Source organism: Amycolatopsis sp. SB7-3 (genome assembly GCF_041021335.1).
Taxonomy (GTDB): domain Bacteria; phylum Actinomycetota; class Actinomycetes; order Mycobacteriales; family Pseudonocardiaceae; genus Amycolatopsis; species Amycolatopsis japonica.
The window spans coordinates 3,394,150-3,415,117 of the sequence record NZ_JBFPJQ010000001.1 but is presented as its reverse complement, the minus strand read 5'-3'; the positions used below and the strand labels follow the sequence as shown (position 1 = coordinate 3,415,117).

23 protein-coding genes are annotated in these 20,968 nt (G+C 70.1%); 9 read left to right on the top strand and 14 right to left on the bottom strand.

What is annotated here, in order from left to right; all coding sequences use genetic code 11:
• The first annotated feature begins 96 nt into the window (after positions 1–96).
• Positions 97–747, top strand: coding sequence for an O-methyltransferase (locus tag AB8M46_RS16940; RefSeq protein ID WP_038519085.1), 651 nt, complete (start codon positions 97–99; stop codon positions 745–747).
• A 22-nt stretch (positions 748–769) separates the two neighbouring features.
• Here the strand turns inward: AB8M46_RS16940 and AB8M46_RS16935 are convergent, their stop codons facing one another.
• The gene (locus AB8M46_RS16935) at positions 770–2,005 is read right to left on the bottom strand and encodes an MFS transporter (protein ID WP_394360904.1); all 1,236 of its coding nucleotides are present in this window, start codon (positions 2,003–2,005) and stop codon (positions 770–772) included.
• Positions 2,006–2,110: 105 nt separating this feature from the next.
• Between AB8M46_RS16935 and AB8M46_RS16930 the strand changes: the two genes are divergently transcribed.
• Together AB8M46_RS16930 and AB8M46_RS16925 are read left to right on the top strand one after the other, a co-directional pair.
• Positions 2,111–2,995: a LysR family transcriptional regulator gene (locus AB8M46_RS16930; RefSeq protein WP_394360903.1), complete on the top strand. Its 885-nt coding sequence runs from the start codon at positions 2,111–2,113 to the stop codon at positions 2,993–2,995.
• A gap of 69 nt (positions 2,996–3,064) precedes the next feature.
• Positions 3,065–3,676 carry a phosphatase PAP2 family protein gene (locus AB8M46_RS16925; RefSeq protein WP_394360685.1) on the top strand — a complete coding sequence of 204 codons (612 nt, stop codon included), beginning with the start codon at positions 3,065–3,067 and terminating at the stop codon, positions 3,674–3,676.
• An 8-nt stretch (positions 3,677–3,684) separates the two neighbouring features.
• Here AB8M46_RS16925 and AB8M46_RS16920 read toward each other — a convergent pair whose 3' ends face one another.
• Both AB8M46_RS16920 and AB8M46_RS16915 read right to left on the bottom strand, forming a co-directional pair.
• Positions 3,685–5,148, bottom strand: a complete 1,464-nt coding sequence (locus AB8M46_RS16920) for a leucyl aminopeptidase family protein (RefSeq protein ID WP_394360684.1) — start codon at positions 5,146–5,148, stop codon at positions 3,685–3,687.
• A gap of 90 nt (positions 5,149–5,238) precedes the next feature.
• The gene (locus AB8M46_RS16915) at positions 5,239–5,406 is read right to left on the bottom strand and encodes a DUF3117 domain-containing protein (protein ID WP_005155393.1); all 168 of its coding nucleotides are present in this window, start codon (positions 5,404–5,406) and stop codon (positions 5,239–5,241) included.
• 195 nt (positions 5,407–5,601) lie between these two features.
• On the opposite strand from AB8M46_RS16915, the gene AB8M46_RS16910 reads away from it, so the two are divergent.
• Positions 5,602–6,396, top strand: a complete 795-nt coding sequence (locus AB8M46_RS16910; protein ID WP_063272140.1) for an enoyl-CoA hydratase/isomerase family protein — start codon at positions 5,602–5,604, stop codon at positions 6,394–6,396.
• Positions 6,397–6,445: 49 nt separating this feature from the next.
• Here AB8M46_RS16910 and AB8M46_RS16905 read toward each other — a convergent pair whose 3' ends face one another.
• The 7 genes from AB8M46_RS16905 to AB8M46_RS16875 are packed head-to-tail and all read right to left on the bottom strand — an operon-like array spanning position 6,446 to position 10,062.
• Entirely contained in the window at positions 6,446–7,018 is a 573-nt protein-coding gene (locus AB8M46_RS16905; RefSeq protein ID WP_378427670.1) for a DNA-3-methyladenine glycosylase I, read from the bottom strand.
• Positions 7,011–7,460 (bottom strand): SRPBCC family protein, encoded by a 450-nt coding sequence (locus AB8M46_RS16900; protein WP_037332167.1) that lies wholly within the window; start codon positions 7,458–7,460, stop codon positions 7,011–7,013. The genes AB8M46_RS16905 and AB8M46_RS16900 overlap by 8 nt, the downstream gene beginning before the upstream one ends.
• On the bottom strand, positions 7,457–7,759 hold the full coding sequence (locus AB8M46_RS16895) for a DivIVA domain-containing protein (protein ID WP_037332168.1): 303 nt from the start codon (positions 7,757–7,759) through the stop codon (positions 7,457–7,459). The genes AB8M46_RS16900 and AB8M46_RS16895 overlap by 4 nt, the downstream gene beginning before the upstream one ends.
• Positions 7,756–8,430 carry a permease prefix domain 1-containing protein gene (locus AB8M46_RS16890; protein ID WP_394360683.1) on the bottom strand — a complete coding sequence of 225 codons (675 nt, stop codon included), beginning with the start codon at positions 8,428–8,430 and terminating at the stop codon, positions 7,756–7,758. The genes AB8M46_RS16895 and AB8M46_RS16890 overlap by 4 nt, the downstream gene beginning before the upstream one ends.
• Entirely contained in the window at positions 8,427–9,077 is a 651-nt protein-coding gene (locus tag AB8M46_RS16885) for a permease prefix domain 1-containing protein (protein WP_394360682.1), read from the bottom strand. The genes AB8M46_RS16890 and AB8M46_RS16885 overlap by 4 nt, the downstream gene beginning before the upstream one ends.
• Positions 9,074–9,739 carry a permease prefix domain 1-containing protein gene (locus AB8M46_RS16880; protein WP_394360681.1) on the bottom strand — a complete coding sequence of 222 codons (666 nt, stop codon included), beginning with the start codon at positions 9,737–9,739 and terminating at the stop codon, positions 9,074–9,076. The genes AB8M46_RS16885 and AB8M46_RS16880 overlap by 4 nt, the downstream gene beginning before the upstream one ends.
• Complete coding sequence (locus tag AB8M46_RS16875; protein WP_005155407.1) at positions 9,736–10,062, bottom strand: helix-turn-helix transcriptional regulator; 327 nt, start codon at positions 10,060–10,062, stop codon at positions 9,736–9,738. The genes AB8M46_RS16880 and AB8M46_RS16875 overlap by 4 nt, the downstream gene beginning before the upstream one ends.
• A 140-nt stretch (positions 10,063–10,202) precedes the next feature.
• Here AB8M46_RS16875 and AB8M46_RS16870 point away from each other — a divergent pair, with 140 nt between their 5' ends.
• From AB8M46_RS16870 to cydC, 4 genes are read left to right on the top strand one after another with little or no spacing between them, the layout of a single operon-like run.
• Positions 10,203–11,381: a cytochrome ubiquinol oxidase subunit I gene (locus AB8M46_RS16870; protein ID WP_394360680.1), complete on the top strand. Its 1,179-nt coding sequence runs from the start codon at positions 10,203–10,205 to the stop codon at positions 11,379–11,381.
• Positions 11,382–11,384: 3 nt separating this feature from the next.
• Positions 11,385–12,377, top strand: coding sequence for a cytochrome d ubiquinol oxidase subunit II (locus AB8M46_RS16865; protein ID WP_394360679.1), 993 nt, complete (start codon positions 11,385–11,387; stop codon positions 12,375–12,377).
• A gap of 9 nt (positions 12,378–12,386) precedes the next feature.
• Positions 12,387–13,946, top strand: coding sequence for a thiol reductant ABC exporter subunit CydD (gene cydD, locus AB8M46_RS16860; RefSeq protein ID WP_394360678.1), 1,560 nt, complete (start codon positions 12,387–12,389; stop codon positions 13,944–13,946).
• Positions 13,943–15,493 (top strand): thiol reductant ABC exporter subunit CydC, encoded by a 1,551-nt coding sequence (gene cydC / locus AB8M46_RS16855; protein ID WP_394360677.1) that lies wholly within the window; start codon positions 13,943–13,945, stop codon positions 15,491–15,493. The genes cydD and cydC overlap by 4 nt, the downstream gene beginning before the upstream one ends.
• Here cydC and AB8M46_RS16850 read toward each other — a convergent pair.
• Positions 15,482–16,384, bottom strand: a complete 903-nt coding sequence (locus AB8M46_RS16850) for a glucosyl-3-phosphoglycerate synthase (RefSeq protein WP_394360676.1) — start codon at positions 16,382–16,384, stop codon at positions 15,482–15,484. The two genes, cydC and AB8M46_RS16850, sit on opposite strands and share 12 nt — an antisense overlap.
• 51 nt (positions 16,385–16,435) lie before the next feature.
• On the opposite strand from AB8M46_RS16850, the gene AB8M46_RS16845 reads away from it, so the two are divergent.
• Positions 16,436–17,110 (top strand): lysophospholipid acyltransferase family protein, encoded by a 675-nt coding sequence (locus tag AB8M46_RS16845; protein WP_394360675.1) that lies wholly within the window; start codon positions 16,436–16,438, stop codon positions 17,108–17,110.
• 496 nt (positions 17,111–17,606) lie between these two features.
• On the opposite strand, the gene AB8M46_RS16840 is transcribed toward AB8M46_RS16845, so the two are convergent.
• The 3 genes from AB8M46_RS16840 to AB8M46_RS16830 form a co-directional block, all read right to left on the bottom strand.
• Positions 17,607–18,185, bottom strand: coding sequence for a TIGR00730 family Rossman fold protein (locus tag AB8M46_RS16840; protein WP_037332184.1), 579 nt, complete (start codon positions 18,183–18,185; stop codon positions 17,607–17,609).
• Positions 18,185–18,970, bottom strand: coding sequence for a TIGR00730 family Rossman fold protein (locus tag AB8M46_RS16835; RefSeq protein WP_016331429.1), 786 nt, complete (start codon positions 18,968–18,970; stop codon positions 18,185–18,187). Before AB8M46_RS16835 ends, AB8M46_RS16840 begins: the two co-directional genes overlap by 1 nt.
• A 113-nt stretch (positions 18,971–19,083) precedes the next feature.
• Positions 19,084–20,946 (bottom strand): glycoside hydrolase family 9 protein, encoded by a 1,863-nt coding sequence (locus AB8M46_RS16830; RefSeq protein WP_394360674.1) that lies wholly within the window; start codon positions 20,944–20,946, stop codon positions 19,084–19,086.
• Between the last annotated feature and the right edge of the window lie 22 nt (positions 20,947–20,968).

The following is a 20,968-nucleotide window of genomic DNA, read 5'->3' as shown; positions in this document are numbered from 1 at the left end:
CTTATGTTTCTAGTGAGACTGGACTGAGAGGAGGCTGAGAAGTCGTTACCAGGAGTCTTCTGCTCTTTTGGCGATAGGCAGCGCTAACCTCCGCGTGTGAATTCCGGGACGCATGCGGGCTCGCCTGCCGAGGCCGCCGACGCCGATCTCGTCGACGGCTACGTCCCCGACGACGAGGTACTGGCCGCCGCGCGGGCGCGGTCGGCCGATCTGGGATGCGGTCCGCTGAGCGCGGGCGCGGGCGCGACTCTCCGTTTCCTGGCCACGACGCTGCGGGCGAAAGCCGTCGTCGAGGTCGGGACCGGGGCCGGGGTGAGCGGGTTGTGCCTGCTCGGCGGCATGGTCGACGACGGGATCCTCACCTCGATCGACATCGAGCCGGAGTACCACCGGGCGGCGCGGGCGGCGTTCCGCGAGGCCGGCTACCCGCCGGGGCGGACCCGGCTGATCATGGGACGCGCACTCGACGTCCTCCCCCGGCTCACCCCCGGCGGTTACGACCTGGTGTTCGTCGATTCGGCGCCGGTCGAGTACCCGAGTTGCTACGAGAAGGCCGTCGCGCTGCTGCGGCCCGGCGGGATACTGGCGTTCCACAACGTCTCGGGCACCAGGGTGACCGATCCCTCACGGCGTGATCCGGACACCCTCGCGCTCCGGGAGGTCGCGCGGGCCTTCCGGGAGGACGAGCGGCTGGTCCCGGCGCTGTTGCCGGTGGGCGGCGGGCTGCTGGTCGCCGCGATCGCGTAGCAAGGGACCTTTGCTACCACTTTCAGACCCGTTCCGTGAAGGCCTCCTTGAGGGACCCAGAGTCCCTCAAGGAGGCCTTCACGGACTTGGGGACCACCGCGACCACTGCCACCGCGGCGATGGCCAGCCAGGCGGCGGTGAGCACGATCAGCCAGGTCCAGCCCGCGTGCCCGTACACGGTCGCGCCGACGGCACCGCCGACGCTGCTGCCGAGGTAGTACGAAAGCGTGTAGAGCCCGCCCACCTGGCCACGAGCGTTCTCAGGCGCCTCCGCCGCGGCCCAGCCGTTGGCGACGGCGTGCGCGGCGAAGAACGCGCCGGTCAGCACCACGAACCCGGCGACGACCACGGGCAGCGAGTCGGACAGCGTCAGCGCGGTGCCCGCGATCGTGAGCAGCAGGGCACCGGCGAGCGACCGGCGACGCCCGAAGCGGCCGACGAGCTTGCCCGCCGTCGCGGACGAAACCGAGCCGATCGCGTACGCGAGGAAGACGAGCGAGGCGATCGCCGGGGAGAGGTTCAGCGGCTCCCCGGTCAGGCGGAAGCCGGCGGCGTTGTAGAGCGCGACGAACGAGCCCATCGCCAGGAGCGCGACCGCGTACTGGACCAGCAGGACCGGCTTCCGGACGGCCGCGCCGAGCCCGGCCAGCACCGCCTTGCCCTGGTCGCGAAAGCGCTCTGACCTGCGCCGATCCGCGAAAGTGGTAGCAAAGGTCCCTTGCTCCCCCGGCGGCAGGGCCAGCACCGTGACCACCGTGCAGACCAGCCCGACCCCCGCGACGACGAGCAGCGCGCCCTGATAGCCGAACGGTCCGGCGGTGAACCCGGCCGCGAGCCGTCCGACCATGCCGCCGACGGTGTTCCCGGCGATCATCGCGCCCACCGCCGCCGCCAGCCCGGCCTTCCCGAGCCGTTCCGCGAGGTAGGCCGCGGCCACGCCGGGGAACCCCGCGATGGCGACCCCCTGCAGCGCCCGCAGCACGAGCAGCGCCGGATAGCTCGGCGCCAGCGGCAGCAGGAAACCGAACACGACCGACGCGACCACCGAAGCGATGATCACCGGACGCCGTCCCACGACCTCCGAAAGCGCCGCGATCGGCAGCACGGCGATCGCGAGCGCGCCGGTCGCGACGCTCACCGCGAGCGAGGCGCCACCGGGATCGAGGTGGTACTGCTCGGCCAGTTGCGGCAGCACCGGCTGCGGCGCGTAGAGCAGCGCGAACGAGGAGATCCCGGCCGCGGCGACGGCGATCGTCACGCGGCGGGTGGTTCCGGGAGCAGGCACGATCTCGAAGCTAAGCCTCGCTAAACGATACGTCTAATACGCTCATCTGCCACAATCGATACCGTGCTGAATGAAAGGATGACCGCCCAGCTAGCCCCCCAGCTCGCTCTGCTCACCGCACTGCGCCGCACGACGAACGTCACACGCGCGGCGGAACTGCTCGGTGTCCCGCAGCCCACGGTAAGCCGCCGGATCGCGGCACTCGGCGAGGCCCTCGGCGCACCACTGACGGTCCCCGACGGCCGCGGCATCCGGCTCACCCGGGCCGCCGAGTTGCTCGCCGACGCCGCGGAGCGCGCTCTCGCCGCCGTCGACGCCGGGGTCCGCCAAGCCCGCGAGGAGGTCGACCCCGAATCCGGGCACATCGTCCTCGGCTTCCTGCACCTCCTCGGCCGTTCGCTGGTCCCCACGCTGCTCCGCGGCTATCGCGCGGAACACCCGGGAGTCCGGTTCACGCTGGTCCAGGGCTCGCGCCAGGACATGGTCGACCGGCTGACCAGCGGCGAGCTCGACCTCGCGCTGCTCGCGCCGGCCCCGGTCGACGACCCGCTGCTCGACACCGCCGTGCTGTCCGAGCAGGAGATCTTCCTGTCCGTGCCGACGTCGCACCGCCTCGCCGACCGGCCCAGCGCCGCCATCGAGGACCTCAAGGACGAGGAGTTCGTGCTCCTCGAGACCGGCTACGGCCTCCGCACCATCACCGACGAACTGTGCGCGGCGGCCGGCTTCGAGCCGAAGATCGCCTTCGAAGGACAGGAGTCCGACACCGTGCGAGGCCTCGTCGCGGCCGGGCTCGGCGTCGCGCTGCTCCCCCGTTTCGAGCCGGGCAGCCCGGCGGGTGTCGCCGAAGTCCCGCTGGTACCGCCGGTCGGCCGGACCATCGGGCTGGCTTGGCGCAAGGACGTCGTCCTGCCGCCCGCCGTCATGAGGTTCCGGGAACGGGTCCGCGCGCATCCCTGGTGACGATCGTCAGGGTCGGTCCCTGCCGTTCGTCCACCCCGCGGGCGCGTCGTTTTCGCTAACTTCGGGTGAATGTACGACGACATCGTGGAGTTGGCAGGGGAAAGCCCGAGCTGGCTTCAGGCGACCGGAATCCTGTTCACCGAAGCAGGACTGCTCGTCTTCGCGGCGCTTTTCGCCTGGATGCTGTGGCGGGCGCGCACCTCACCCGTCCGGATCGCCGTGGCGCTGCTGCCGCCCGCCGCGACCGCGATCGCGTACCTGATCAGCGAAGGCCTGAAAAGCGTGATCCAGGAGGACCGGCCGTGCCGGAACCTCGTCACGCTCGTCGACTGCCCGCCGATCGGCGACTGGTCCTTCCCGAGCAACCACTCCACCATCGGCGCGGCGGCCGCCGTCGGGCTGGCACTCGCCTGGCGGCGACTCGCGCCGTGGGTGCTCCCGGGCGCGCTGCTGATGGGCTTCTCGCGGGTCTTCGTCGGCGCGCACTACCCGCACGACGTCCTCGCCGGGCTCGTCCTCGGCTCCGTGACGGCGTGGCTCGTCTTCCGGTACCTGACCGGCCCCGCGACCGGGATCGCCCGGCGGCTCACCGCCCACGCCGGTGACGCGCCGACCCAGCCCATGCCCAAGGTCGACCTGCGGGGCGGGAGCAAGGGACCTTTGCTACCACCCCGCAGGTAAACCGCAGGTCAGGCGTAGGACGCGACCAGTTCGACCAGCGTCCGCGCCGCGAAGCCGGTGGCCCCGGGCACGACGTCCGCGTAGGTCTTGTCGGCCCGCGCGGGGCCGGCGATGTCGAGATGCGCCCACGGCACGTCCCCGACGAACTCGCGCAGGAACAGCGCCGCGACGATGCCGCCGGGGCCGCCCGGCGCCTGCCGGACGTCACCGAGCGAGCCCTGCACGGTCTCGGCCAGGTCCTCCAGCAGCGGCATCCGCCACCACGCCTCGCCGACGCGCTCGCCCGCCTTCGTGACCCGCTCCGCGAGCGCGTCCTCGTTGGCGAAGACGCCGCCGGTGCGAACACCGAGCGAGACCTTCATGGCGCCGGTCAGGGTCGCCGCGTCGATCACCGCGTCCGGCTTGTGCTTCTTGATGCCGTAGACGAGGGCGTCGGCCAGGACCATGCGGCCCTCGGCGTCGGTGTTGCCCACCTCGGTCGTCTTGCCGCCGTAGTGCCGGACGATGTCGCCGGGCCGGTACGACGAACCGGACACGTGGTTCTCGGCGGCGGGCACCAGCGCGGTCACCTTGACCGGCAGGCGCAGCGCGGCGATCGCGCGGACCGCGGCGATGATCGCCGCGCCGCCCGCCATGTCGGTGCGCATGAGGTGCATGCCGTCGGCCGGTTTGATCGAAAGCCCACCGGTGTCGAAGGTGATGCCCTTGCCGACCAGCAGCAGATGCGTCGCCGCCCCGCGCGGCCGGTACTCCAGTTCGATCAGCCGCGGCGGCGCGGCCGAACCACCACCGACCGCGAGGACGCCGCCGAAGCCCTGCTCGGCCAGCCACTTCTCGTCCCTGGCCGTCACGGTCAGGTTCGGCAGGCCGCCGGCGACGCGGACGGCCGTGTCGGCGAGCCAGGCGGGGGTCTTGATGTTCGACGGCGTGTTCGCCAGGTCGCGCGCGAACGCGGCGGCCGCGGCGAGTTCGCGGACCCGCTCCAAGGCGTCCGCGGCGTGCTCGTGGCGTGTGATCAAGCGCACGGTCCGCAGGCTCGGCTTGGGCTCCTCGGCCGTCACCGTGAACCGGTAGCCACCGAGAAGCAGCCCGTACGCGAGTTCCTCGACGTGCTCGGCGCCCGCGTCTTCAGGCAGTTCGACGGCGAAGGCACGGAACGCCTTCTGGCCCGCCTTGACGTCTTCTTCCAGCGCCGACGAAACGGCGCGGACCAGCGCGGCACCGGCCTTGCGGTACTGCTTGGGCTCGCCGTCTCCGACGCCGGCCAGCCAGCGGACGCCGCCGGTCGGCACGGTCTGCACGTCACCGGCCTTGCCGGTGGGCCGCACGCCGCCGATCTCCGCGAGTCCGGCGTCACCGTCCTCTTCGGACGGCGCCGCGATCAGCGTGGCCAGCGGTGTCCCGCGCCTTAGGTCGTCCGAGACCTCGAGTTCGAGCAGCTTCCCCGGAACGGGGGGTAGCGGGTTACGCACAGTGAGCGACCTCCGGGCGCAGATGAACCGCGACCCCGGCCTCCGAAGGGAGACCGGGGTGCGGGTGGTTGAACGTTGGTGCGGTCCGGCTCAGCCGGTGACCTCCTGCAAGGCCGCGCCGAGATCCTTCGCTTCTTCCGCGGAGAGTTCGACGACGAGGCGCCCACCACCTTCGAGTGGTACGCGCATCACGAGGCCCCGCCCCTCCTTAGTCACTTCGAGGGGACCATCTCCGGTCCGGGGCTTCATGGCCGCCATAGCGTGCTCCCTCCGTCTCAACCGGCGCGCCCGGGTCGCGCTCGTCAAAGCCAGCCGGGTCTACTGTCCATTGTCCCTCATCAGCGGCCGAGCGCGAACGCGGACCGATCTTTTGCCGCCGTATCGGTGCTGGTATGCGGCTCGCGAGGCTGAAAGACTCGTCTCGGACCGCAGTTTCGCCGACTAGGAGATCCCGTGACCACATCCGACGTTCTGCTGACCGCCGACGCCGATGGCGTGCGCACCTTCACGCTGAACCGGCCGCAGGCGTACAACTCGCTGACCGTCGAACTCAAGGAACTGCTGCTGGCGGGCCTCACCGAGGCCGCGGCCGACGACAGTGTCCGCGCGGTCGTGCTGACCGGTTCCGGCAAGGCCTTCTGCGCCGGGCAGGACCTGAAGGAGCACGTCGGGCTGCTGCAGGCGGGTGACCCCGCTCCGCTACACACCGTCAAGGAGCACTACAACCCGATCGTCAAGACGATCGTCGGGATGCCGAAGCCGGTCATCGCGGCGGTGAACGGCCCGGCGGCCGGCGCGGGCGCGGCCTTCGCGTACGCGAGCGACCTCCGGATCGCGGCGACGTCGGCGAACTTCCTGATGGCGTTCGCGAACGTCGGCCTCGGCCCGGACTCGGGCGCGTCGTGGACGTTGCAGCGGCTGATCGGCCTCGGCCGCGCGGCCGAGCTGATGCTGATGGCGCGCACGGTCGACTCGGCCGAGGCGCTGACGCTCGGGCTGGTCAGCGAGGTCGTTCCGGACGAGGAACTGGCCGCCCGCGCGCAGAAGGTCGCCGCGAAGCTCGCGGCCGGCCCGACGGTCGCGTACGCGAAGATCAAGAACGTCCTCGCGGTCGCCGCCGAGTCCTCGCTCGAAGAGGCGCTGGACGCCGAGGACGCCGCGCAGTCCGCGCTCGGCGCGACCGCGGACCACACCGAGGCCGTCGAGGCCTTCGTGGGCAAGCGGAAGCCGAACTTCCAGGGCAAGTAGCGCTTGGGGCCTCGTGAGTGGCGTTTCGGGTTCTAACCCGAAACGCCACTCACGACGCGGCCCGGAAGCAGTCCTTCACGTGGTCGTCGACCATCCCCGTCGCCTGCATCAGCGCGTAGCAGGTCGTCGGCCCGAGGAACACGAAGCCGCGCTTCTTGAGTTCCTTCGCCATCGCCTTCGACTCGTCGGTGATCGCCGGGACGTCCGCCATCCGCCGCGGCCGGGTGTGCGACGCAGGCGCGAACGACCACAGCAGGTCGTCCAGCGAACCGTCCAGTTCCGAGATCGCCCGGGCGTTGTTGATCGCCGCCAGGATCTTCGCCCGGTTCCGCACGATCGACGCGTCCGCCATGAGCCGGGCGACGTCGTCGTCGGTGAACAGAGCGACCTTCTCCGGCACGAACCCGGCGAACGCCTTCCGGAACGACTCCCGTTTCCGCAGGATCGTGATCCACGAAAGCCCGGACTGGAACGACTCCAGGCACAGCCGCTCGTACAGCTCTTCGTCGCCGTGGAGCGGGACGCCCCATTCGGTGTCGTGGTACTCGACGTAGTCCGGCGCCGAATTGCCCCACGAACACCGGTTGATCCCGTCCGCGCCCAGCAGACCCGCCTCAGCCAACCCGGTACCCCTCCGCGTACTTCACGAATCTCTGCAGGCTCAACCGCAGTCCCAGTTCGAAGCCCGGTTTCGCGACCGGCCAGCCGAGCCGTCCGACGACGCCGAACGGCGGCCGCAGATGCTCCGCCCAGACGAACGTCGAGGCATGCGGCCCCTTCTCGATCACCTGGAAGACCCCGGTGCCCTGCACGATCTTGCCGGTATGCCGCACGACGCAGCGCAGCGGCGGCTCCCAGCTGGTGATCTCCATGGTGTCGGTGAAGCCGATCCCCACGACACCGGTGAACGCCGACAGCTTCGATCCCACGCTGCGCCCGTTGCCCTCGACGACCTTGACCTCGGTGCCGAGCATCCATTCGCCCTGGCGTTCCCAGTCGGTCAGGGCGAGCCAAGCCGTCCCCGCCGGCACCGCGACGTCGACGGAGACGACGACGTCGGTCACCTGGCGCCCTCGCGCTCGGCCTCCAGCTCGGCCACCTTGGCCCGCAGGTCCTCGATCTCGACGCCGAGGCGGCGCATCACCCAGTCCACTTCGGACATCTTGTAGCCGCGCAGCACCATCTGATAGCGGACGGCGTGGACGTCCTCGGCGGTGATGTCCTCGGCGGGCAGCCTGGTCGGCGAGCCGCCGGGCGGCAGCGGCGCCAGCTCCTCACCCCTGCCGAACACCACGGCGGCCAGCAAAAACACCACGGCGGCCACCAGCAGCATGACTACGAGATAGATCAGGGCGGTCGTCACGCCACGATCGTGGCACACGAACGCCACGATCGTCGCGCCAGCAACGCGAGTCGCACGCTGAGCACCACCCAGAGCACCATGAGGATCCCGCACGGCACCGACAGGAACAGTCTCGACGCGTCGATGAACCCGGTGGCGATCACCAGCAGCGCCACCGAAAGCAGGTTCAGCCCGACGGCCTCGCCGATCAGCACGCCGGCGGTCCTGACCAGCCGGGTGCCGTCCATCCGCCGGGAAAGCCAGCGCATGCTGAGCAACGCGAGCACGCCCAGCATCGGAACGATGAACACCGAGCCGTGGGTGAACTGGGCGACGTACTTGTACCAACCCGGGGTCGGCGTCGAAAGCCGCGACCAGTCACCGAAGGTCCATTTGCGGGCGAACTCCCAGGCGAGCTGCATCATCGGCACGCCGAGGATCAGTTTCCACAAGGTGCGGGTGCCGCTGTGCATCCCCAGTTCGGCCTGATAGTCCCGCGCGATCAGATGCACCGGCCCGAAATCGGCGACCGCGCGCCGCTGTGCCTCCTGCTCGCTCCAGCCACCGTCGCGATACGCGTCCGCGGCGTCGTTGAGCCCGTCCCGTGCCTCGCGCAGCAGATCCCGCTTCGCCGACGCCGGGCCGTCCAGCCGGGTGCGCAGTTCCCCGAGGTACGCCTCGATCACCGTCATGCCGTGGCTCTCCGACTCCGCGCGGCGACCGCGAGCCGCATGCTGAACAGGATCCAGGTTCCGGACATCACCGCGCACGGCACGCTGACGAGCATGCGCGCGGGTTCCAGCAGGCCGGTCGCGCCGCCGTACGTCGCGACCGCGAGCAGGTTCAGTCCCACCGCGCCCGCCAGCGACCACGAGACCGCGCGGGCGACGGGCAGGCCGCCCGCGCGCCGCGAAAGCAACCGTGCGGCGAGCAACCCGGCGACCGCGATGGCCGGGGACAGCGCCGCGAGTGTGTCGGCCGCACCGATCGCGCGGTGGTACCAGGACGGCGCGTCGCCGAACCGCGACCAGTCACCGAAGCCCCGCGCGAGATCCCAGCCGAGGATCAGCAGCGGGACACCGGCGATCAGCTCCCACAGCACGCGGATGTCGCGCCGGAGTCCCAATTCCGCCTGATAGTCACGGGCGATCAGGTCGACGGGCCCGAAATCGGCGACGGCACGGCGTTCGGCCTCCGCCTCGTCGACGCCACCCTCCCGATATGCCTCGGCCGCGTCGACCAGACCGTCCCTCGCTTCGGTGAGCAGATCGGCCTTCACCGACCGCGGCCCGCGCAAGCGGCCATCCAGATCGCCGATGTAGGCCTCGATCGCGTTCATGCGGCGAGGGCGGACCGGGGCCGGAAGGCCAGCGAAAGCAGCCGGAAGCTGAACACGACCCAGCCGAGGGCGAGCACGTTGCACACCAGGCTCACGTTCAGCCTGGACGGATCGAGGGCCGCCGTACCCACGGTGAGCAGCAACAGCGCCAGCAGGTTCATGCTCGCCGCGGCGCCCACCGTCGACCGCGTCACCTTCCCGAGCCGGACGCTGTCGAGCCTGCGCCCCAGCCGCCGCGTCCCGAACAGCGCGACCACGCCGAGCACGGGCGGCACGAGGACGAGGACGCCGAAGAGCTCGATGACGGACATGTACCACTCCGGATGCGCATTCCCGCTCCGGCTCCAGTCGCCGTAGGTCCAGATCCGCGCCAGCTCCCAGCCGACCTGGATCAGCGGGATGCCGACGATCACCTTCCACAACGTGCCGATGTCGCCGCGCAACGCCAGCTCGGCCTGGTACTCGCGGGCGATCACGGCCGCCGGGCCGAAATCGGCGACGGCACGGCGTTCGGCCTCCGCCTCGTCGACACCGCCCGCGCGATACGCCTCGGCCGCGTCGATCAGACCGTCCTTGGCCTCGGTGAGCAGATCGGCCTTCGCCCCCACCGACCCGCGCAATCTCGTGTCCAGATCACCGATGTAGGCCTCGATCGTGCTCATGCGGTGCTCCCCCCGAGGACACCACCGATCACGGTGGTGAACTCCTGCCACTCCGCCCGTTCCGCCGCGAGCGCCTTCTGCCCGGAGCGGGTGAGCTTGTACGTACGACGTTTGCGGCCGGACACGACGTCCCATTCGCTGGCGAGGAATCCGGCGCGCTCCAAGCGGCGAAGCGCCGGGTAGACGGTGCCCGTCGGCAGGTCGAGCGCACCGTCACTGCGGAGCTGGAGCGCCTCGATGATGGCGTATCCATGCAGCTTCCGGCCGTCGAGGACGGCGAGGAGCAGCGCGTCGAGGTGCCCGCGCAGGCTGTCGGCCTTCATAGATAGACAGTCTACACATCGCCGCCTGCCAGGGTAGCCGGGACTTTCCCGGACCGGCCTCAGGGAATGTCCCCGAGATCACCCCGATTTCATAGATTTAGTGGCTACATGTAGCCAGCCTACGTATACAGTGCTTCGACATGGACGCACTCCCGATCGCGAGACTCCAGTTCGCGACGACGACCTCGTTCCACTTCCTGTTCGTGCTGCTCACACTGGGGCTCGTGACACTCGTCGCGGTGATGCAGACACGCTCCGCGTTCGGCGGAAAGCCGGAGCTCACGCGGATGACTCGTTTCTGGGGCAAGCTTTACGTGATCAATTACGCGCTGGGAATCGTCACCGGAATCGTGATGGAATTCCAGTTCGGCCTCACCTGGACCGGCCTGTCCGCGGTCGCGGGCGACGTCTTCGGCGCCCCGCTGGCCATCGAGACGCTGGTGGCGTTCTTCGCCGAATCGACCTTCCTGGGGCTCTGGATCTTCGGCTGGGGGCGGCTGAACAAATGGGTCCATCTGACGCTGATCTGGCTGGTCACGCTGACCGCGTACGCCTCGGCGCTGTTCATCATGGTGGCCAACTCGTTCCTGCAGAACCCGGTCGGCACCCACGCCGAAAACGGCGTGCTGAAGCTCGACGACTTCGGCGCGCTGTTCACCAACCCGGCACTGACCAGCTCACTGCCGCACGTGCTGAGCGCGGCGCTCATGACCGGCGGTTTCTTCGTGGTCGGCGTCAGCGCGTACCACTTCATCAAGCGCACCGAGGAGATCGAGTTCTTCCAGCGCTCGATGCGGATCGGCGTGCTCGCCTCGCTGGTCGGCAGCACACTGGTGATCGGCTTCGGTTTCGGCCAGTTCGGCCCGCTGGGCGAGTACCACCCCGACAAGCTCAAGTCGCCTGATCCGCTGGTCGGCGCCCCGTTGGGATTCATGATCCAGATCGGCTTCATCGCGTTCCTCGCCTCGATGCTCGGCACGCTGCTGCTGTTCCGGAACTGGATCACCAAGGTGCGGCCGCTGCTGTACGTGATGGTGCTGGCCATTCCGCTGCCGTTCGTCGCCGCGATCTCCGGCTGGCTCGTCCGGGAGATCGGCCGCCAGCCGTGGCTGATCCGCGGGCAGCTGACCACCGCCGACGCCGTCGCGTCGATCCCGGCCGGGCAGATCCTGTTCTCCTTCATCGCGTTCACCGTGCTGTTCGCGGCGCTCGCGATCGCCGACTGGGTCCTGATGTCGCGGGTCGCCAAACGCGGCCCCGACGCGAGCGAAGAAGCGGCCGCGCCGCGTCCCGAACTTCCCGTCCTGAGCGGAGTCTGACCGATGGTGATCCTCTGGTGGTGTGTGCTCGGTTTCCTGACGGCCGGCTATTTCGCACTGGCAGGCTACGACTACGGCGTCGGGATGCTGCTCGGCAGGCTCAGCCGTGACGAGGCCGGACGGCGGCGTGTGCTCGGCGCTTTCGGCCCGTTCTTCCTGGCCAACGAGGTGTGGCTGGTGGCCGCGGTCGGCGTCCTGTTCGGCGCTTTCCCGCATCTGGAAGGAAAAGTGTTCTCCGGGGCGTACCTTCCGGTCGTCACCCTGCTGCTCGGGCTCGTCACGTTCACCGCGGCGGTGCAGTTGCGCAGCAGGCGGCCGGACGCGGGCCGCGGCGCCTGGACGCTGGCGATCACCGTCGGCGCCTGGGTGACGGCGGTGTCGTGGGGCGTGTTCCTCGGCAACCTCGTGCTCGGGCTCCCGCTCGACGCGGCCGGGAAACCGGCGGGCGACGTCCTCGCGGTGTTCAGCCCGTACGCGCTGCTCTGGGGTGCCGGGTTCGTCGCGCTGTTCGCCTTGCAGGGAGCGGCTTTCCTCGCCGTCCGGGCACCGGCCGAATTCACCGCCCGCGCGAACCGGATCGCCAAGGCCCTGCTCGCGCCGGCGTTCGCGTTCCTGGTCGTGGCGGTCGTCTGGGGCGCCGTCGAGACCACCGCGTCGTGGTCGGTGCTGCCCGCGATCGTGCTGGCGTTCGGCGCGCTGGGCGTCGCGGCCGCGGCCTTGCGCGCGGGGCGGCACAAGGCGGCGCTGGTCGCCACGATGACGCTGTCCGCGTCGCCGGTGCTGGCGGTCGGAACCCTGCGCCTGCCGGACGCGCTGGTGTCCTCTGTGGACGGAGGCTTCTCGTTGAGCCTGACGGAAGCGGCCACCAGCACCGAGATGCTCGGCCTGCTCACGTTCGTCCTGCCGCCCGCGCTCGTGGCGATCGCCGCCGTGCAGTGGGTGACCTGGCGCAGGCACGACACCCGCGTCGACCAGCGTTCGCTGCTGCACTTCTAGGAGCCTGAAATGCCTCCCCTTCCCGGATTGCGGCGCCACTTCGGCGTATTGGCCGTCCTCGGAACGCTGACCGCCGCGGCGATCCTCGTCCAGGCCGACGGTCTCGCGACGCTGCTCACCGGCGGCGGCGTGACCTGGACGCTCGTGGCCGCCATCGCGGTGCGCGCGCTGCTCGCCGGCGCCCAGGGTTCCGTCGGCGGCCGGTTCGCGGCGAAGGTCAAATCCGGGCTGCGGAAACGGCTTCTCGGCGCGGAGGCGGAGAATCCGGGCGAGGTCGCGAGCCTGGTGACCAAGGGGATCGACGCGAGCGACGCCTATCTGACCGGGTATCTGCCGACGGTGGTGCTCTCGGCGATCATCCCGGTCGCGGTGCTCGTCCGGCTGTTCGCCGCGGATCTGTCGTCGGCGCTGATCATCACCGCGACACTGCCGCTGATCCCGGTGTTCGCGATCCTGGTCGGACAGCACACGAAGGCGAAGACCGCCAAGCAGTGGTCGCTGCTTTCCAAGCTGGGCGGGCATTTCCTCGACGTCGTGCGCGGGCTCGGCACGCTCAAGGTGTTCGGCCGCGCGGAGGCGCAGGCGAAGACCGTGCGGGCGATGACGGACGCGCACACCGACGCGACCATGCGCACGCTGCGGGTCGCGTTCCTGTCCGCGCTGGTACTGGAGCTGGTCGCGACGCTTTCGGTGGCGCTCGTGGCGGTGCCGATCGGTTTCCGGTTGCTGGAAGGCGGCATGGTCGTGCACACCGCGGTGCTCGTGCTATTGCTCGCGCCTGAGGCTTATCTGCCTCTGCGGGCCGCGGGAGCGAAGTTCCACGCCAGCGCGGAAGGGCTCGCCACACTGCGGGAAGCGCTGGCCGTGCGTCCGGAAGAGGTCACCGAGGGCTCGCGGGTGGCCCGCCGCGGCGCGCCGCGGATCGTGCTCGAGAAGGTGAGCGTGGCGTACGGCGACGAGACCGTACTGTCCGAAGTGGACATGACGATCGAGGCGGGTGAGCACGTCGCGCTCGTCGGGCCCAGTGGTTCCGGGAAGAGCACGTTGCTGGCCGTGCTGCTGGGCTTCGTCACGCCGACGTCCGGCCGGGTCCTCGTCGACGGCGTCGACCTGCGCGAGCTGGATCCGGCCGCGTGGCGGGCCGGGACGGCGTGGGTGCCGCAACGGCCGACGCTGTTCACCGGGACCGTCGAAGAGAACATCGCGATGGGCCAGGTGCCGGACATTCAGGCCGCGGCAAGCGCAGCGGCGTTCGACGACGTCGTGCGCGGCCTTCCCGACGGCTACCGGACTCGGATCGGCGAACTGGGCGCGCCGCTTTCGGCCGGTCAGCGGCAACGGCTCGGTCTCGCCAGGGCGCTGGCCCGCACCGAGGCGGGTCTGGCGCTGCTCGACGAGCCGACCGCCAGGCTCGACGCGGGGACCGAAGCCGCCGTGCTCGGCGCGACCCGTGCACTGCTCACCGGCCGGACCGCGGTACTCGTCGCCCACCGGCCCGCGATGGCCGCGCTGGCCACCCGCGTCCTCGAAGTCCACGATGGCGCCGTACGAGAACGGGAACTGGTGTGAACGTCTGGGGAATGTCCACAAAGGACGTCGTACGGCTGGCCCGTGCCGGGCTGATCGCGGCCGGTGCCGAGCTGGCGGGACTGGCGCTGATGGCCACCGCCGCGTGGCTGCTGCTCAAGGCGGCCGAGCAGCCGCCGCTGGCGTCGCTCACCGTGGCGATCGTCGCCGTACGGACGCTGGCATTGCTGCGCGGCGGGCTGCGTTACGCGGAACGGCTCGCCGGGCACGAGGTCGTCCTGCGCTATCTCGGCGCCTTGCGGACCCGCGTGTACACGTCGTTGCTGCCGCACCGGGTCTCGCGGCATTCCGGCGGCGACCTCGTCACGCGCCTGGTGTCCGATGTGGACGCCGTCCAGGACGCGATCCTCCGCTGCCTGCTGCCCACCGGTGTCGCCGCTTTCGTCGGCGCGGTGTCGACGACGGTCGCGCTGATCGTCAGCCCGGCCGCCGGACTCGTGCTCGCGTCAGGACTCGCCGTCGCCGGGATCGGTCTGCCGTGGCTGTGCGTGCGGATCACCCGCGCGGCGGCGGAGACGAGTGCTCCGGCCCGCGCCGACCTCGCCGAACGGACGGTCGAGCTGATCACCGGGCGACGCGAGCTGATCGCCTACGGCGTCCACGAGTCCACTGTGGACGCGGCGCACGCTGCCGTCGATTCCCTCGCTTCGCGGGATCGGGCGACGGCGAACCGCACGAGCCTGCTGACCGCGGCCGGGATCCTCGTCCAGCTGCTGACCTGCGTCGCGATCGCGCTGACCGCCGGGGTTTCGGCGCCGCTGACCGCGGCACTGGCCCTGGGCGCGCTGGCCGTGTTCGAGCTGGTCCTGCCGCTGACCGCGGCGGCCCAGCGGTGGGTCGAGGTCCGGGCGTCGGCAGAGCGGGTGCGCGCGCTGCTGACTGAACCGCCGCCCGCGCGCGGGACCGCGGTTCCCGAGCCGGGACATCTGCGGCTCGAAGGCGTCGGCGTTCATTTCGCAGGCAGGGCGGCGGCGCTGGACGGCATCGACCTCGACCTGCCGCCGGGCAAGCGGATCGGGATCGTGGGGCCGAGCGGGGCGGGGAAGACGACGTTGCTGAACGTCCTGCTGGGAGCCGTGGCGCCGACGTCCGGGCGCGCCCTGCTGAACGGGAAGCCGCTGGAGACATACGACCCGGCGCTGCTGCCGTCGGTGATTTCGGGCGCGCTCGCGGACGCGCACGTCTTCCATACGACCGTCCGCGAGAACCTCCTGCTCGCGAAGCCCGGCGCTTCCGACGCCGAACTGCTCGACGCGTGCGCCACGGCCGGATTCGATCTGCCTCTGGATCGCGAAGTCGGCTCCGACGGCGACGCGCTGTCCGGTGGGCAACGCCAGCGGCTCATCCTGGCGAGAGCAGTGCTCTCGGCACCGCCGATCCTCGTCCTGGACGAGCCCGTCGAGGGGCTGGATCCGGCGCACGGCGACGCCGTCCTGGCCGAAGTGCTCGCCGCCGCGCGCGGGACCGTCGTGCTCGTGACGCATCGTGAATCGCAGGTGGCCGGGTTCGACGAGGTGCTACGCCTCTAGGCCGCGCACTTCCCGCATCGGCGGCCGGTCGCTGACCGACACCTCGGCGACCTCCGGCAGCCATTCGTCACCCACCTGCGCGAACTGGGTGAGCTGGGCCGGGTCGTCGGACTTGATGCCGCAGCGCGCGAGCGCCGTCCCGAGGATCTGGCGTGCCATCACACCCAGCTGAAGCAGCGAGCGGTTGCGATGCTTGCGTACGCCGAGGTTGACCTGAGCGAGCCCTTCGAGGCCGTAGCGCACTTCGGCGTCGAGGATGAGCCCGATCTCTACGCCGTACCCGGCCGCGAAGGGCACCGACTCGAGGAACTCACGCGTCGCGGCGTACTCGCCGCCAAGCGGCTGGATCAGCCCCGAGAGTGACGGGCGTAGCGCCGAGAGGACCGGTCGCGCCAGCAGTTCGGTGACCCGGCCGCCGCCGCTGCTCTCCAGGCGCAGCGGCCGCCGGTAGAAGCCTTTGACCAGGTGGACGCCTTCCTCGCAGAGCAGGGGCCCGAGGAGGGTCGGCACGAACGCCGGATCCGGGTCGACAAGGTCGGAGTCGAGGAACACGACGACGTCACCGGTCGTCGCGGCCAGCGACCGCCACAGCACTTCGCCCTTGCCCGGCACCGGCGGCAGCTCGGGGAGCACGTCCTCGCGGTGCACCACGCGCGCGCCGGCGCGCGCGGCGAGCTCGGCGGTGGCGTCGGTGGAGCCCGAATCCATCACGACCAGCTCGTCGACGACCGTGCCCAGCAACGGGCGGACCGTGCCGACGACTTCGGCGACGGTGTCCTCTTCGTCGAGCGCCGGTAGCACGACCGAAACCGTCCGGTCACCCTTCGCAGCGACGATGTCGTCGAGCGTCCAATCGGGGTTCTGCCAGGTGCGCCGCTCGAACCAACTCATGAGTAGTGATCGTGCCATGCTGGAGTCCGACACCCTGTCGATGGAGGAACCTTGCTACCGCTGCTCGTCCGTTTCGTGCTCGGCCCGCTGGTCAGAGCGCTGTACCGCCCCGAGATCCGCGGCGTGGAGAACATCCCCGCCACCGGTCCGGTGCTGCTGGCACCCAACCATCGGGCGGCGCTGGACACCGGCGTGATCACTTTCACGGCGATGCGACAGGTCAAGTTCCTCGGCAAGGCGGAGTACTTCACCGGCCGCGGACTCAAGGGCAAACTGATGGCCGGTTTCCTGGGCGGCCTCGGCTACGTCCCGGTCGAACGCGGCAACGCGCAGGCCGGTCTCGCCGCGCTCGAAGCGGCGCGGAAGGTGCTCGACGCGGGCGGCGCGTTCGCGATCTACCCCGAAGGCACCCGCTCGCTGGACGGGCGGCTGCACCGCGGGCACACCGGTGTCGCGGCGCTGGCGCTGGCGACCGGGGCGAAGGTCGTGCCCGTCGCGCTGACCGGTACCGAAAACCTGCAGCCCGCCGGAAAGCGGATGCCGCGGCGGGCGAAGATCACGGTGACCTACGGTGCGCCGCTGGACTTCTCGCGGTACGAGGGGCAGGACTCTTCGCCGGCGATCCGGCGTTCGGTGACCGACGAGATCATGTACGCGATCCTGGAGCTTTCGGGGCAGGAATACGTCGACTCTTACCACAAACGGCCTGATCAGAGCGCCGCCTGAGGGTTCGCGGTGGCGCGGGGTGGTAGCAAAGGTCCCTTGCTCCCCCGCTGCTCCACTTCTGGTTTCGCAGGGGTGCCGTGAAGGCCTCCTTCCCTACCCTCAAGGTAGGGAAGGAGGCCTTCGCGGACCGACCGGTGACCCCATGAACCCCAGGCGCACCAGAAACCCCACAAGTCACAAGCGACGCGCGTGAAGGCCTCCTTCCCTCGGCTCAGCCGAGGGAAGGGGCCCTTCACGGCGGCCCAAGTAGCCCAAGTACATGAAGGCCCCCTTCACTGCGCTAGACGCAATGAAGGGGGCCTTCATGTACCGAAGCAGCCCAGGCACCCGGTCACGGACTAAGCACACACGCGCGGCGTGAGCAAAGGCGTGACTCGCGTGATCAGGGACGTAACTCGCGTGACTGGAAGCCGCACTCGGGGGTTCCGCCGCTGATCACGCGAGTTACGGCGTCGATCACGCGAGTGCGGCCGATCGGTACAGGTGACTCAAAGCCCTACTTAGCCCACTTAGGACGAGGAGGCGGCACGTAGTCCACGAAGCCGTCCAGAAGCACCGAAGCGTCCGAGTCGATCGACAGCATGTCCCGGTACCCAGCCGACAGAAAGCCCTCCGACACCATGTGGTCGGCGAACTTCAGCAGCGGCGCGTAGTACCCGCCGACGTCGACCAGCCCGATCGGCTTCTCGTGCAGCCCGAGCTGGGCCCACGTCCACACCTCGAACAGCTCCTCCAGCGTCCCCGCCCCGCCGGGCAGCGCGAGGAACCCGTCGGACAGAGCCGCCATCTTCGCCTTCCGCTGGTGCATGTCGGCGACGACGTGCAGTTCGGTCAGGCCCGCGTGCGCGATCTCGACGCTGCCCAGCGCCTCGGGGATCACGCCGATCACCTCACCGCCCGCGGCGAGCGCGGCGTCCGCGACGACGCCCATGGTGCCGACCGAGGCTCCGCCGTAGACCAGCCCGATCCCCCGCGAGGCCAGCAGCGTGCCCAGCGCTCGGGCCTCGTCGGCGTACCTCGGGTCGAAGCCCATCGACGAGCCGCAGAAGACACAGATCCGGCGCGGCGCCGCCATCAGTGGGTGTCCTCCCATGCCTGGTACGACTCCTGCACGACGCGCACGGCGTCGTCGATGTCGTCGGTGACGTGCAGCAGGTCGAGGTCCTTCTCGCCGATCTTGCCCTCGGCGAGCAGCGTCTTGGCGATCCAGTCGTACAGCCCGCCCCAGTAGTCGCTGCCGAACAGCACGACCGGGAACTTGGTGACCTTCTTCGTCTGCACCAGGGTGAGCGCCTCGAACAGCTCGTCGAGCGTGCCGAAACCGCCGGGCAGGCAGATGAACGCCTGCGAGTACTTGATGAACATGGTCTTGCGGGCGAAGAAGTACCGGAAGTTGACGCCGAGGTCGACCCACGGGTTCAGGCCCTGCTCGAACGGCAGCTCGATGCCGAGGCCGACGGAGAACCCGCCCGCCTCGTTGGCGCCGCGGTTCACCGCTTCCATCGCGCCGGGGCCGCCGCCGGTCATCACCGCGAAGCCCGCGTTCGCGAGCGCGGCGCCGATCTTGCGGCCGAGTTCGTACTCCGGGTGCTCCCGTTTGGTCCGCGCGGAACCGAACACCGTCACCGCGCGCGGCACCTCGGCCAGCGCGCCGAAGCCCTCGACGAACTCGGCCTGGATCCGCAGCACCCGCCACGGGTCGGTGTGCACCCAATCGCTCGGCCCCCGCGAGTCCAGCAGGCGCTGGTCGGTGGTGCTGCCCTGGTCACGGCGATCCCGCCGCAGCACGACCGGGCCCTTGTGGCGCTCGATCGGACGTTCCGGGTACTGGCCGTCGGGGAACTCGCTTGTCTCACTCACCCCGCCAAGACTACGACGTCGTCACCGTCCGGAGCGGCGGCATCGCCGCGAACAGGAGTTGTCGGGTACGCGAACGCGGGGCCCGCCACGAAAGCGGGCCCCGCGATCACGCCTCAGGAACGTCCGGTCAGCGCGAACGCGAGCATGGCCGTCGAGGTGAAGTCGATGGCGGGCTCGTTGCTCGGCCACGAGGCGAGGTCGTCGGCGTAGCGGGCCTCGGGGGTGTCGAAGGCGTCGAAGGGCTTCTTGCAGTCCTTCGAACCGGGCGGGAGCTCCATGTGCTCGAAGTTCTCCGCTCCGTTGGGGCCGTTCACGACGGCGCCGTAGAGCACCTTCTCCTCACCGGCGAGGTTCGCCGCCTGGTGGTGCGGGCAGCGCGGATACGTGGTGCCGACGCCGACGACCAGCGAGATGCCCCAGGCGTTCGCACCGAGGGTGAAGTTCCGCTGCTGCGAGCCGAACGCCGCGTACCGGCGGTCACCGGTCACGTCCGCGTACAGCCGCTCGGTCGCGGCGAACCCGAAGCTCTTGCTGGCCGCGTCGAATTCCTTCACCGAGACGGCGGTCCGGAAAGGACTCTGAGCCGCGCTCGCGACACCCTCGTCGAGCTGACGGCGGAGGTCGCCGATCAGCTCCTTCGGCCCCAGTGCCGCACCCGGGACACCGTGCCGCAGGAGCTTCGCCAGTTCGGCGTGCGCCAGCGCGCTGGTGTCGTACAGGTTGAGCGTGCTCTTCTCTTCGACGTCGATGTAGGCCTTCGCCCAGTGCGCCGCCTGCCGGGTCCATTCGGCCGACCGCGGGTCACGCAGGGCCTTGGCCGCCAGGGCGAGCTGCGTCGCGCCGAGTTCCATGTCGTCCCGCCAGGACGATTCCGGGTAGTACGCGTGCGGGAACGCGGTGACCAGCTCGCCGACGTTCTCGGTCTTGGCCTGCGCGAACACCGAGGCGGCCTCGGCGAAGTACTTCCTTGCCAGCGAAGGGTTCCGCTTGGCCTCGACCTGCGCGCCGAGGGCGAACGCGGCGGCCACGCGGCCGGCGAGGTTCGGGCTGAGCGCGGAACCACCGGGGTTCGCCGGGAAGACCGGCCGGTGCTTCACGAAGTACTTGGGGTCGCCCGGCTTCACGTCGAGCGGGTCGTCGTCGTGCGGGTTCCGCCAGACGTCGTGGTCGCCGAGGAAGCCGAACTTGTCACTGCCCGTCCCGATGCCGACCTGGGCGTAGAGCGTCTTGCTCTTCTCGTCCCACATCTTGTCGAGCCAGTCCAGACCGAGCTTGACCTCCTTGGCCAGCACCGGGTCGTAGCCCTCGCGGAGCACGTATCCCAGCTCCGCCAGCGAGTACGCGGTGTTCGAGGTGAACTTGACGAAGTCGCCCGCGTCGACCCAGCCGCCCTCGACGTCGATCGGCCCGCCCGCCGGCTTCAGCGGTTCGGTGATCTCGTCACCGAATTCACCACCGAACGCGGGCCATTCGTAGACCGTGGCCTGCTTGTCGGCCAGATGCGAGGGTTTGCGGTCGAGCCTGCCGGGGATGATGTCGTCACCGTCGCGCTGCGCCTGGAAGAACTCGTTGGTGGCGCGGACGAGCGGGGTGAAGAGCCGGTCCTTGGTGTCCACCCGGAACGTCGGCGACGTCGCCTTGGTCTCGCCGGTGACCTCGATCCGGTACTTGCCCGGCAGCCAGACCTTCGACAGGTCCAGCTGGTACACCGCCGGGTATTTCGCGTTCCAGGCGCCGAGCGACTGTCCGGTCCGTCCACGATGGACGGTCCGGCCGCGTTCGTCGATCACCGAGAACGAACCCGGCGCGCTGGAGAGGAGATAGGCGTGCTTGGTCTCGGTGATGCCGTAGCCGACCTGGTCGACCCGGACCTCACCCTGCACCGCCGCCGCGGCCGAAACCGCCGGAACCGTCAAACCCCCGAGGACCAGTGCCGAAACCGCGGCCACCGTCCGGGACCAGGAACTCACCATCATCGGCGCCCCGCTCGAATTAGTT